The sequence below is a fragment of the Mariniflexile aquimaris genome (genome assembly GCF_042676825.1).
In the GTDB taxonomy this organism is placed as follows: domain Bacteria; phylum Bacteroidota; class Bacteroidia; order Flavobacteriales; family Flavobacteriaceae; genus Mariniflexile; species Mariniflexile aquimaris.
Genome location: NZ_JBHTIB010000002.1, coordinates 843,814 through 857,814, shown reverse-complemented (window position 1 = coordinate 857,814; position 14,001 = coordinate 843,814). Strand labels below are relative to the sequence as shown.

The window sequence follows — 14,001 nt, the reverse complement described above, 5'->3', positions numbered from 1 at the left end:
TGTTTTTATGAATTAATAAACTAAAGTTTGAATGGCATGCGCTGGAATTTCAACAACGGTTTTTTGATTTCCAACAAATAAATTATAGCTTACTTTTTCATCACTTGCATTCATCACAACAGTTACCATTTTACCGTTGGTATTTAAAAATGAGGTACTAATTAAAGTACTTCTGCTTACGGTTGTACTAACACGTTTTGCTTCTGGTCTTATAAATTTTGAAAAATGCCCGATATAGTAATACGAAGGTGTATATATTAATTCTCCGGTATTAAGATCGGCATGAATAGGTGCAAAACAAAAATTACCCACATGGTTTGGTCCGCCAGTTTGGTCTAATAAAATATTCCAATCGGTCCAACCAACCGTTCCGTTATTAAAATCGTTAATCATAGAATTTCCGTAACGCTCTGCATTTGGCCAAAACTGATATTTAGCCGGATCAAATTTTTCGTTACAACCTTCTGTAAACAATAACTTTTTATCAGGATAGGCTTCATTTACTTTTGCTAAATTGTCGAACATTGGGTCGCCACCTGCCCAGGTTTCATACCAATGAAATCCCATCCCCCAAGCATATTTTGCAGCTTCAGGATCTGAATATATCACATTGGCGCGTTGCGTCATTAAATCGCGATTATGATCCCAAACTACAATATTTTTATCGCCCAAGCCTTCTTTTTCAAGCGTTGGTCCTAAATAATTTTTTAAAAAGTCTCTTTCTTCTTCAGCCGTATAAATACACGATTCCCATGTTTGAGTTGCCATAGGTTCATTTTGTATGGTTAATCCCCAAATTGGCATCCCTTCTTTTTCGTAGGCTTTAATAAATTTAGCGTAATAATTTGCCCATGATTGATAGTATTCTGGCAATAATTTTCCTCCTTGAAGCATGTTGTTATTGCTTTTCATAAATGCGGGCGGACTCCACGGTGATACATAAAACAGTAAACTTCCGCCTGCCATTTCGATAGCTCTTTTTATCATGGGGATACGGAATTGTTTATCGTGATTTATACTAAACGTTTTTAATTCCTTATCGCCTTCTTCTACATAGGTAAAACTGCCTGAACCAAAATCTGCACTATGGATACTGGTTCTTAACAACGTGTAGCCAATACCATTTTCAGTATCGTAATAGGATGTTAATAACTCCTGTTGTTTCTTAGGGTCTAATTTGGCAAAAACTTCTGCACTCGCATCGGTAATAGCGCCTCCAACACCAATAAAGGTTTGAAATGTTTTTTTAGGTTCTACAAAAACCGAAATTTCTGATTCTAATGGTTGAACACCTTCGGAAAAAGATCGCTGATCTGTTATGGTTAATCTAAAATCTGTATCGCTGGCTGTTGTATATACCGTAACTTTTTTATTTTCAGTTGAAAATTCTTGTGCTTGAATTGGCGATTCTTCCAAATTCTTTTGTTCTTCTTTAGGAGAGTTACAAGCTACCAAAGAAAAACTCAAGCAAACCATTTTAACATATTTTAAATTCATTTTTTTATATTTTTATATTCTCTTCAAACTTAATTTCACAAAAGATTATACCATACATGCCTTAAACAATTCACTATTAACCCTTTTAATGAAATAATAATTATTAAAAATTTTAGTTGCAATCGTGTTATTAAAGCAATAGCCTATAATATAAGCATTATAGGCTATTTGCCCCATCAACTAAACTAAATTAAACTTGGGTGATTCAATGATTATAAGCTTCCTCTAAATTCAACGTTGTCTACGTTAATTCCAGACGAACCAATATTTTCACCTCCACACTTTATAACTATATAAACAGTACCGGCTTCACTAAAATTAACGATGTTTCCAGAACCACTACAGCCAACTGCCGAAAGTTTACCAGTAAAAGCAGACGTACCACATCCAGCCCACGTATTTAATGCCATGCGAATATCGCCTGAGTAATCGTTGTTTTGAACTGGCACTGTTTTAGAAACATACACCTCAAACCAAGTATTTGAAGAACCATCACCCCAAACTTTCATGTCTACTTTGTAGTTCTTGTTTGCTTCAACTTCTACCGCTTGGTAAATACCTTGCTGACTCCATCCGCCACCTGAAATATTAATATATCCAGGTATGTAAGACCAAGCTGCTCCAGAGGCACTAATGTTTAATATGGTCCATTCATTAAAGTCATCAACGCTTTCAAATTTACTGCCTTTAAGAAGATTTCCTGCAACAGGATCTGACTCGGCTACAATAAGCTCTTTGCTTAATGAATTTGATTCGCCACCACGACCTATTGAGGTATGGGTAATAGTATAAGTTCCTGCATCTGGCAAATAAATTTTTTCAGTCATTTTGCCTACATAGCTTCCTTCGCCTATATCCCATTTGGAGGCGATAACATTAGTAGTTTGCGACTCTAATAAATAGGTATTAACGGCACCTTCAACAGGTGTTATAGTAAATGAAGCATCTACATTGGCATCTGATAAACCATTCCCTTCTACAGAATCGTTTGGCTGGCAGCCTATTATAGTACCTAAACCAAGTACTAATAACACTACATATGCGTATTTATTGAATATTATTTTCATGTTCATAATTTTTCAATTTTAATAATTAATAATTTGGATTTTGTACAATCTTAGTATTCTCTAATTCTTTTAAAGGAATTGGTAAAATTTCATTTTTACCTGCAGAAAATCCTCTACTAGCTAAGGTTGTTGCAGCTCTACCAGTTCTTACAAGATCGAACCAACGGTGTCCTTCTCCTGCTAATTCTAATCTTCTTTCTTTTAAAATAGCATCCATAGAAACAGTAACAGAAGGTAAACCAACTCTAGCTCTTACAGCATCTAATAATGCTTGTGCTCTTGCGCCAGTTCCACCTAAAGCTTCTGCTTCTAACAAATAGGTGTCGGCTAATCTAATAGCATACACGTGCTGCTTATAATTTAAAACGGTTGCTCCACCACCTGTAGAAACATCTGTGGTTAAAGGCATGAACTTTTTAAGGAAATAACCTGTGTCTAAATATCCAGCCGTGTAATCTACTTGACCTGCTGCTTTTAATGCTTTTAAATCTGCAATAGTAGCATCAAAACGAGGGTCGCCATTAAGAGCATCGTATAAGCTTTGAGTAATTACATTAAAACTCCATCCAGAAGCATAATCTGGAGCCGTAGAACCACTAGTTCTTGAATAACTTCTTGGGCCTACCATTACGTTTAATGTATTTCCTTCATCAGCTCCTGTACCCCAAAAGCCCCAATCGGCATTACTTTTATCTGTATGCGCAATCTCTATGATAGCTTCAGAATTATATATATTACTTATTGTCCATAAATCTTTGAAATTTGATAATAGCTTGTACCCGTATATACTGGTCCCTCCAGGTGTTCCATTTACTACTGCTAATTCTGCCGCAGCCTGAGCAGACTTTCCTTGATAAAGATATACCTTACCTAATAATGCTTGTGCTGAACCTTTAGAGAATCGTCCGCCTTCGGTTGCAACAACCACCGTATTTGGCAAGCTTTGCATAGCATCCATTAAATCGGTTTCAATTTGAGCGTAAACTGCTTCAGGAGTTGCCTGAACAACATTATAAATTTCGCTTGAAGAGATAGGCGCTGTAATTAATGGGATGTTTTTAAACATTCTAACCAATTCAAAATAGTAGTAAGCACGTAATGCTTTGGTTTCGGCAGTAAATCTTGCTCTTGTACTATCGTCCATAGATACATTTGGTAATTTGGACAATAAAACATTGGCTCTGAAAATACCTTGATAAAAATCATTCCAATAACTTACTGGAATAGTTGATTGGCTGATGGAATAATCTGAGAAGGATTGAATTCCGGTACCATCGGTAGCACCACCACCGCCAGCATAATGATCGTCTGACCCTGCATTAAACCATGCAATCATATTATCAAAACCACCCGATTGCTTTCTTAATAAATCATAAACTGCCACCAAACCAGCATAGGCTTCGCTTTCATTTTGATAATAGTTATCTTCTAACGCAGTTCCTTTAGGTTCTACTTCCAAAAATGATTCGCTACATGACATAATGGTTAAAAACATCAGTAAGCTATACATTGTAAATTTTATACTTTTAAATTTCATAATGCTTTTTTTTAAAATTGTAAATTAATTCCTAACATGCCTGTTTTAGCCTGAGGATAGTACCCTCTATCTATTCCAAATATTCCGCCTCCAATCTCAGGGTCGTATCCAGAGTATTTAGTAAATGTGAATAAATTTTCACCTGTTAAATAGATTCTTACTTTTTCAAGACCTACTCTTTCTATAACTTGTTTAGGTAAAACATACCCAAATTGGATTGTTTTAAATCTTAAATAATCGCCTTTTTCTAAATAAAAATCCGATGGGTTATTAAAGTTTTTGTTGGTATCGTTCGTAGTAAGTCTTGGGAAATCGTTTGAAGTACCTTCTCCAGTCCATCTTCCTAAGGCAGTGGTTTGGTAGTTAGCATTTCCGATATCTAAACGTCTTAAGCCTTGAAAAATCTTGTTACCACTAGCTCCTTGAGCAAATACCATTAAATCGAAATTCTCGTAATCTAAATTAAGTGTAAATCCGAAGGTTACTTTAGGAATTGAACTTCCTAAGAAATCTCTATCGTTATCTGTTATAAGACCATCACCATCAACATCTTGCCATTTAAAATCTCCTGGTTTTGCATTAGGTTGAATAAGTCCACCAGAGGTATTAGTGTATGCATTAATTTCAGCTTCGTTTTGGAATATGCCATTTGTTTTAAATCCGTAGAACGAATTATATGACTGACCCACTTGAGTTCTGGTTATTGGAAACGTACTAGATTGAATGGTTGCACCACCCGATAAAAATTCGATTCCGTTACCTAAATATGTTACTTCATTTTTCAAGATTGAGGCATTACCATTAATAGAAACATTCAACTCGTTAAAGCTTTTGTTATACCCCAACTCGATATCTAATCCTTTATTTACCATATCGGCTACGTTACCAACAGGACTTCCTGTAGAACCAACGTAACCAGGAATTGGCACAGATTGTAAAATTCCTGTTGTTGTTTTGTTATACCAATCCACAGATAATCTGAAATTTTGTAAAATCGTTGCATCAAAACCTATGTTGGTTTGACTGGTTTCTTCCCATTTTAAATCTGGGTTGGACGGTGCGTTAGGACTATTTCCTATGGTTACCGCTCCTGAAGAGCCAATAGTATAATTTCTACCATCGCCAATGGTTGATAAATATTGAAAATCACCAATTGCGTCACTACCAGTTACACCGTAACCTCCTCTTATTTTTAATTGATTTACAACATCATTTTCTGGCCAAAAGTCTTCTTTAGAAGGTACCCAACCTAAAGAGAATGAAGGGAAAACACCGTATTTATTGTTTGAACCAAAACGTGAAGAACCATCTCTACGAATAATACCTGTTAAGAGGTATTTTTCTTTGTAATCGTAATTTAACCTAGCAAACAAAGACGTAACTATATGCTCGTTGCCTGTATAACCGTAAGCATCTATTTGATCTGTTGGCACACTAAAGTTAAAAGATGCATCTTTATAATTATCTGCAGGAATATCATAATACGTTACTCCTTCTCCACTTGTAATATTGTCTACATAAACACCTTGCCCTAATAAGACACTAAAATTATGATTACTTATTACTTTAGAATAAGCTATTGTGTTTTCAACATTCCAACCAAATCCTGTATTTGTATTTCTTGAAATGTTGTTTTGAGAAACAATATATGATGCATTTAAATACGCTTCAGGAGTATAGCTCTCTCCTCCCCAGTAGGCTAATTTACCACCCAAGGTTGTTCTTACTTTCAATCCTTCTATTGGCTCTACTTCAACATAGGCATTCCCTACAAAGTTGTCTGCCCAATCATAATTACCTAATCTAGTAAGCTGATACGCTAAAGGGTTTGTAATTTCTTGACCAACCTGCGTCGATATTCCGTAAGGGTTCCCATTCGCGTCTCTAAAAATACCGTTATTGGTATAAGGTGCCTGATTAGCAAGAATAGGGTCTGTTTCAACGGTTGGTGTTAAAGGGTCTAGGTTTATGGCAGAAGATAGTGGTCCACCATACTCACTATTTGTATTTCCAATTCCCACAGTTTTCTCTCTAGAATATCCAACGGTTTGTCCGAAACGGATATAATCGTTTATTTTATGAGATGAATTTAAACGGATATTTTTTCTTGTTTAATTAGAGATATCACTCATTACGATACCTTCTTGTTCTGTCATTCCAAAAGAAGCGTAATAAGTAGATTTATCATTCCCACCACTTAAACTTAATTCATGACTGTAGCGTTGTGCATTATCATTAAATATTTGCCCTTGCCAATCTGTTCCCTCACCATAAGAAGATGGATTGGCAAATTTTATTGCACCACCACCTGCAACAGAGGCTTCATTCATTAACGTAGTATACTCGGTAGCATTTAGCAAGTTTAATTTTCTTGCCGGAGAAGAAACCCCTGTAAAGCCATTATAGTTTACACTAAGCTTACCAGATTTACCCTTTTTAGTTGTAACAAGAATTACACCAGTTGCAGCTCTTGCTCCATAGATTGCTTGCGACGCGGCATCTTTTAAAACCTCAATGGAAGCGATATCTGCTTGATTAAGATACCCAATACCACCGGCATCAACCACAACACCGTCTACAACCCATAATGGCTCATTACTACCAAAAGTAGTAATACCACGCACTCGAATAGTGGATGACGAACCAGGTTGACCTGAATTCGCAGCAATTGTTAAGCCGGAAACACGCCCTTGTAGCGATTGTTCGATTCTTGTAATAGGAAGCTCTGCTAAATCGCCTTCCTTAATACTAGAAATAGCTCCAGTTACAACGCTTTTCTTTTGAGTTCCGTAACCTACTACTACAACCTCGTCTAATAATTCTTGATTAGGTGCAAGTGCAATTGTAAATTGTTTTTTTCCATTAACAGGAGTTTCAACAGTAGTATAGCCAATATAGCTAATTACTAATGTACCATTGGAAGGAACTTCCATACTAAATTTACCATCAAAATCGGTGGTAGTACCCTTATTAGTATTCTTTAGTAAAATAGTTGCTCCAGGGACGGGCATACCCATTTCATCATTAACAATTCCGTTTATAACAAGGTTTTGCGCTTGCATATAAACTGAAAAAAGAATAGTTAAAAAACATAAAACATGTAATTTGTTTAATTTCATTTTAGTTAGTTTAGAGTTAATATTTTTGTTAATCTGACACTAAGATAAAATCATTTTTACCGATTTATCAATTTATGTATTATACAAAAACACATCAAACTGCAATTTTTAACACTACTAAAACTCATCAAAATAAATACTATCTATCTGTTTTTTAATATTTTAATCATTTTAAAAACACCCGTGTTTTTTTTAAATAATACTACATTTCTAAAAAATCACATAACTTAGCACTTTTAACACAATTTAAACTATCAATTTTAATATTATTTCTTAACGAATTATATGTAAAAAACACATATGAAATTAATTAAGCTATACACTTTTATACTCTGTTTGATAACTGGCATTTCATTATCGCATGCTCAAATAAATGCCGTGGGAATTCCTAGTATCAAAAATTTTAGTAAAAGTGACTATAGAGGTGGTACTCAAAATTGGGATATAGATCAAGACATAAACGGGAATGTTTATTTTGCGAATCAAAATGGACTTTTACAATTTGACGGTCTTACTTGGCGTGTATACAGGATACCAAACTCTTTAGATGTTCGAGCCGTTAAAGTTGATAATAATTCTGGTAGAATATTTGTTGGTGGCTACAATGAATTCGGCTATTTTGAAAGCGGGTTAAATGGCCAATTAGTTTATACTTCTTTAATGCATTTAATCACAGATTCTAATCATAATCTATCTGATTTCATTTGGAAAATACACGTTTATAATGATGAAGTTGTTTTTCAATCCTTTATGAGTGCTTATATCTATAAAAACAATAAAATTAACGTATTAAAAGCACCTAATCGTTTCCAGTTTTCTTTTGTGGTTAATGATGCCCTGTACTTTCAAGACATAAAAGACGGAATTCTTGAATATAAAAAAGGATTTTTACACCCATTAAAAGAATCCACCTTTTTTAATAATTCTGAGATATGGGGCATGTTTTCGATTCCACAGAACAAAATACTAATTGCCACACTCGAAAAAGGACTTTTTATTTACCAAGATGAGAAAATAACGCCTTGGAACACCGAAGCGAATTCTTTTATTAAACAAAACGGCTCTTTAGGCGGTGCGGTACTTAAAAATAATGCGCTGCTAATAAATTCTGTGCTAAATGGCTTAATAATATGCGATTTAAAAGGAAAGATAACCCAGCATTTAGACATTAAAAAAGGACTGCAAAATAATACGGTGCTAAAATCGTATGTAGACGACAAAAATGATATTTGGTTAGGTTTAGACAATGGGATAACGTTTGTAAACCAGAACTCTCCTTTTACCTTTTTTAATGCTAGCTATAATCTTAGCACGGTATATGCCTCTGCGGTTTACGATAATTACTTGTATGCCGCAACCAACCAAGGTGTTTTTTATCATGAATTAAACAAGTCGTTTTTAGACAATAATTTCTCGTTGGTAAACGGCATTACCGCCCAATCGTGGAACATTCAAGTAATTGGAAATGAGTTAGTTTGCGCTAACAACAATGGTGCCTATATAATAAAAGGTAATAGCGTAGTAAAAAAATTAGACAATCAAGGCTATTTTGCATTTAAAGAAACACCTTCAAATCCAAACTTTGTAATTGGAGCAAACTATGGTGGCTTTAGCCTATTCGAAAAAACAAAAACAGGTTTAGAATATAAAGGCCCAATAGAAGGCTTTACAAATTCAACCAACTTTTTTGAAATAGATGAAACTTTTTTATGGTTAATACGGGACCAGCATCTATACAAATTAAAACTAGATATAAATAATAAAAAATTTACTTCTATAGAAACCATTGTGCAACTACGACCTTCTAAAAGCGCTATTAATAGTTTACAAAAGATTAATAACACGGTCTATTTTGAGAGCCAAAATCATTTTTATACCTATTCTAAGGAAAAAAATGTTTTTAATGAAGCACCTTGGTTAAGTAATTTATTTAGTAAGTGTCCGCCTATAAACTATGTAAAAGAAGATTCGCATGGTAACCTATGGTATCGATCTGGCGAGTCGCTCGGTGCTCATTTAAAGGATGATCATGGAAATTTTAAACATTCGCAAACCATATTTTCAAATTTAAATGGGTATCTGGTTAGCAATTACCTATCTATTAACACCTACAATCAGAATAATATATTTATTGGAACCACCAATGGTTTAGCGCGTTTTGATTCGAAATTTAATAGCAGCTTTAAAGATAAACCTAAAGTATATATTCGTAGTTTTTCTTATGCTCAAGACACTATTATTCATGGTAATCCTAAAGATAAAAAACGTGAATACATAATGCCTTATGCTCAAAATAATGTAAAATTTACGTTCTCTGCACCCGAATTTGAAAATTCACAAAATTTAACATTCGCTTATCAACTTTATCCATTTGATAAGAACTGGAGCAATTGGTCGAATACATATATTAAAGAATATACCAACCTAAGAGAAGGCAACTATATTATGAAAATAAAGGTGCGGAACAGTTTTGGTAAAGAATCTGATGTCTATTCATTGAACTTTACCGTAAAACCGCCGTGGTATCGTCATTATCTAGCTTATGTAGCTTATATTTTGCTTCTAGCCTTTATAATTTATTTGGTTTCGGTTATGGTAAAAATGAGATATCGCAAAAGAGAGTACTACAAAACCATCGAGCAACGAAAAATTTATTTAGAAAAGGAATCTAAAATTAGGAAGGAGCAATATCTATTAGAAAAGGAAATTGAAAAATTAAATAGAGATAAACTACAAACAAAATTACGGGCCAAAGACAAAGAACTGGTTACTAACTCGCTTCAAGTAGCTAAGAAAAACAAAATTCTAAATAACATTATACAAAAGCTTAAAACTATGGAAATTGAGTCGGTGAATGAAAACACCAAAGTTCAATTTAATGCTTTAAAGAAAAATATTGCTAAAGAAATTAAAGCAGATAATAGCTGGAAAGATCTTGAAAAACATATTAAAAACGTTCATTTTGATTTCTTAAAGCGATTGAAAGAGAAACACGCGGACATAACGCCGCGAGAACTCGATTTATCCACCTATTTGCTCATTAATATGTCTACCAAAGAAATATCGGAGGTTATGAATATTTCTAACAAAGGTGTTGAGCTTGCTCGCTACCGTTTACGTAAAAAACTTGGACTAAAAAGAAAGGAAAATTTAACCGGATACTTAATGAGTGTTTAATTCATCCTAATTTACAACACAAAAAAAGCCTTCAATCGCTTGAAGACTTTTCTATCACTAAGTGGAGAAGAGCGGGCTCGAACCGCCGACCTCTTGACTGCCAGAGTTGAAATAAGCACATCAAACGGCACCAAACACAAACATATAATACTGATTTTCAGTTAATTAATTAATTTTGATATCAAATGATATCGTTTGATATCATCTATCTGCGTGCAAATTGCGTGCAAATTTTTTTTATCTTTGGGTATCATGAATACTAATATAAAACTTTCTTTAGACACCCGCAGAAAGAAAAAAGACAACTCCTTTCCAATAATTTTAAGGCTTAGTCATTTTCGAAAAACCACATCAATTCGGTTAGGAGCATCTGTGCCATTAAATTTTTGGGATGAACGAAGCGAAAAAATAAAAAAATCTTATGGTACTTCTGTAACCGTAAAAAAATTAAACAATAATCTATTAAAAGCAAAAGTGCGTGCAATAAATATTATTGACCACTTAAATGAAAAGGAAGAACTCAACTATTTATCTATTTCTCAAATAAAAAACAAAATCACAAAAAAGGTTACGGTCAATTCATTTTTTGAATATAGTAACAGCATCATAGAAGACCTTAATAAGGTTGAGCGCTATGGAAATGCCAATTCCTACTACGCAATTACTAAAATTTTAAAAAAATTCAATAATGAAAATGATTTAAAATTTAACGAAGTTAATTACGAGTTTCTTAAAAAGTTTGAGCAATTTCATTATTCTAGAGGAAATTCCACTAATGGATTAGCTGTTTATATGAAGACCATAAGAGCCATATTTAATAAAGCCATCAAAGCTGGAATTGTTGCGAAAGAAGCTTATCCGTTTGTAAATTATAAGATAAAAACAACGCCTACCGAAAAAAGAGCACTTGATATTAAAAGTATAAAATCAATCATGCTATTGCAATTAGATGAATCGGACAATCTTTTTCATTTTCGAAATTACTTTTTAGCGTCCTACATGCTTTATGGAGTTTCATTTATTGATATGGCATTTTTAAAACTTGAAAACATTATAGATAATCGTATAAAATTTTTTAGAAGTAAAACATCTAAACCGTATGATATTAAAATCACCGCTCCATTAAAAGAGATACTTGATTTTTACACAAAAGACAAAGAAAAATCAGATTTTATCTTTCCAATTATAAAAAGAGACACCTACGAACTTCAATACAAAGATGTGTTATGGGCTCGTAAAGTTTATAACAAGGGGCTAAAGCAAATTGCAGAAAAATGTAATATTGAACAACGTCTTACATCATATGTTTCTCGCCATAGTTTTGCAACTCAAGCAATGCTTCAAGATGTTCCTTTACTGGCTATTTCTGCCATGCTAGGACATAACCGCTTAACAACTACTCAAATTTATCTTAAATCACTACCTAGTGAAGTTTTAGATGATTATAATAAAAAATTAATGCAGTTTTAATTCTTTTAAAGACTAGGCTATTAAAATTAGGAGATAATTTCTTTTACTATTGTAATTTTAGGCTGTAATTTTTGAATAATGCTTTAAATAATTACAAATTCGTGTTTTGCGAATCGCGAAACATAAGGAATATAATAATTAATTACCACTATAGCAGTAACTGAGTGCGTTTTTTACTTTTTCACTCTTAAAAAATTATAAATCTTCTTTAATTTACTGCTATAACAGTAATAAAATACAATTTTATACAAAATATATATTTTTAAATATTTAAATTACGTATTTTTACCGCCTAAACAGTATAAAATGAATGATTTTGATTTAGGTGCTTTGATAAAAGACCATCGAAAAAAAGCAGGACTTACCCAACTGGAACTAGCTAATTTAGCAGGAGTTGGTAAAACAACTGTATTTGATATTGAAAAGAACAAAGAAACGGTAAGATTAAATAATCTATTTGCAGTACTCCAGGTACTCAACATTAAAGTAGAATTCAAAAGTCCATTAACTAAATAATCATGAGACAAGCAATAATATTGGCTCACGGAAAAAGAGCTGGAATTTTAACAGAAGTAGCTGCTAACGACTATCATTTTGAGTACGATCAAAATTATGATGGTGAAGCAGTATCATTAACTATGCCCACTAACAACAAAAAGTATAGCTACAAATCCTTCCCTCCTTTTTTCGAAGGGTTATTACCTGAAGGTGTTATGTTAGAAGGTTTATTACGCATTGCCAAAATCGACAAAAAAGATTATTTCTCTCAACTAATTGCTACAGGAAACGATTTAGTAGGATCTGTAACAGTTCAATTATTGGAAAATGAATAGATGCCCCATTACATACAAATTATGCGGTACGAATAAGTATAGCGAAAAAGGAATACGCATGATTGCCCCTAAATTAACGCACTTAAACAATTTACCTTATACAGCAGTAGAATTACGTCAAGAAGCCGCCAATAGAGCTAAAAAGCTATCCATTCAAGGAGTACAACCAAAGCTTAGTGCATCTGTTTCTATAGTAGATCAAGAATTTAAAATTGTTGATCAATTTGGAACCTATATCATAAAGCCACAAAATGATTTATTCCCACAATTACCCGAGAACGAAGATGTAACCATGCGAATGGCAAAAGCATTTGGTTTAGAAGTTCCTTTTCACGGAATGCTTTATGGCAAAGATGGTAGTTTATCCTATTTTATTAAACGTTTTGACCGCTATGGTAAAGGAAAAAAATGGGCTACAGAAGATTTTGCTCAATTAACTGGAAATACTAGAGATACAAAATACCGTTTTACAATGGAGAAACTCATTCCAGTACTTGACGAATATTGTTCATTCCCTGCTATCGAAAAAGCTGATTTTTTCAAAAGAATACTTTTTTGCTATGTTAGTGGAAATGAAGATATGCACTTGAAAAACTTTTCATTGATTACTAAAAATGGTAAAACAACGCTATCGCCCATTTATGATTTCCTGAACTCTACCATAGCTATTAAAAATCCCGATGAAGAAATAGCGCTCACCTTGAAAGGAAAAAAAAGTAATTTAAAATCAGCTGATTTTATTGACTATTACGCCAAAGAAAGACTACAACTCAACGAAAAAACAATAACTTTAATTCTAGAACAAATGAAAAAAGCAATTCCTGTATGGAAGGAATTACTTGAAATTTCTTTTCTTTCTGATGAAATGAAAATAAAATATTTCAAGCTATTGGAAACTAGAATAGTAATGTTTGAGTAATTAGAAATTACTGTAATGAATAAAAAATTCTCAAATTAATTTTTAACCTGAGACTTTAAAACTTAAACCGTTTAGCAGCTACTGCCTTTGTTGTACTCTTGCTGCCGATTTTTCTAGTAATTGTTCCGGATTGCATTTCTATATGTGCAAAATAAGTTGTTTTTTGCATTTTTAGGTGTGCGATTATTAAAAAATCTATATCTACTCTATGGAATTTCTTTCATGGATATGGCTTTTATAAATCCACACACCTGTTTCTATGGACTAAAGCCAGTTACTCTATTTATAGCGATTTAATAATTGAGTTGAAAACCCATTTTCTGATAACCACGGACTTTAAGTATACAACTATGCTCACTTTTATACACCTCAATTGATTTAC

The 14,001-nt window shown here is 33.3% G+C and carries 8 protein-coding genes and 1 pseudogene; 5 read left to right on the top strand and 4 right to left on the bottom strand.

Going from position 1 to position 14,001, the window contains the following annotated elements:
• Window positions 1-12: 12 nt before the first annotated feature.
• The 4 genes and pseudogenes from ACFQ0I_RS03850 to ACFQ0I_RS03835 form a co-directional block, all read right to left on the bottom strand.
• Window positions 13-1,497, bottom strand: coding sequence for a glycoside hydrolase family 30 protein (locus ACFQ0I_RS03850; RefSeq protein WP_379939507.1), 1,485 nt, complete (start codon window positions 1,495-1,497; stop codon window positions 13-15).
• A gap of 212 nt (window positions 1,498-1,709) precedes the next feature.
• Window positions 1,710-2,570 (bottom strand): hypothetical protein, encoded by an 861-nt coding sequence (locus ACFQ0I_RS03845; RefSeq protein WP_379939505.1) that lies wholly within the window; start codon window positions 2,568-2,570, stop codon window positions 1,710-1,712.
• A 19-nt stretch (window positions 2,571-2,589) separates the two neighbouring features.
• Window positions 2,590-4,101, bottom strand: a complete 1,512-nt coding sequence (locus ACFQ0I_RS03840; protein WP_379939503.1) for a RagB/SusD family nutrient uptake outer membrane protein — start codon at window positions 4,099-4,101, stop codon at window positions 2,590-2,592.
• Between the two features lie 11 nt (window positions 4,102-4,112).
• Window positions 4,113-7,163: pseudogene (locus ACFQ0I_RS03835) on the bottom strand (SusC/RagA family TonB-linked outer membrane protein).
• A gap of 357 nt (window positions 7,164-7,520) precedes the next feature.
• Here ACFQ0I_RS03835 and ACFQ0I_RS03830 point away from each other — a divergent pair.
• The 5 genes from ACFQ0I_RS03830 to ACFQ0I_RS03810 all read left to right on the top strand — a co-directional run bounded on the left by ACFQ0I_RS03830 (window position 7,521) and on the right by ACFQ0I_RS03810 (window position 13,619).
• Window positions 7,521-10,397, top strand: a complete 2,877-nt coding sequence (locus ACFQ0I_RS03830; protein ID WP_379939501.1) for a triple tyrosine motif-containing protein — start codon at window positions 7,521-7,523, stop codon at window positions 10,395-10,397.
• A gap of 252 nt (window positions 10,398-10,649) precedes the next feature.
• Window positions 10,650-11,867, top strand: coding sequence for a tyrosine-type recombinase/integrase (locus ACFQ0I_RS03825; RefSeq protein WP_379939499.1), 1,218 nt, complete (start codon window positions 10,650-10,652; stop codon window positions 11,865-11,867).
• Window positions 11,868-12,173: 306 nt separating this feature from the next.
• Complete coding sequence (locus tag ACFQ0I_RS03820; protein ID WP_106659579.1) at window positions 12,174-12,383, top strand: type II toxin-antitoxin system Y4mF family antitoxin; 210 nt, start codon at window positions 12,174-12,176, stop codon at window positions 12,381-12,383.
• A gap of 2 nt (window positions 12,384-12,385) precedes the next feature.
• A complete protein-coding gene (locus ACFQ0I_RS03815) occupies window positions 12,386-12,700 on the top strand; it encodes a HipA N-terminal domain-containing protein (protein ID WP_379939497.1) in 315 nt (104 codons plus the stop codon).
• A gap of 58 nt (window positions 12,701-12,758) precedes the next feature.
• Window positions 12,759-13,619: a HipA domain-containing protein gene (locus tag ACFQ0I_RS03810; protein ID WP_379939495.1), complete on the top strand. Its 861-nt coding sequence runs from the start codon at window positions 12,759-12,761 to the stop codon at window positions 13,617-13,619.
• The last annotated feature ends 382 nt before the right edge of the window (window positions 13,620-14,001 follow it).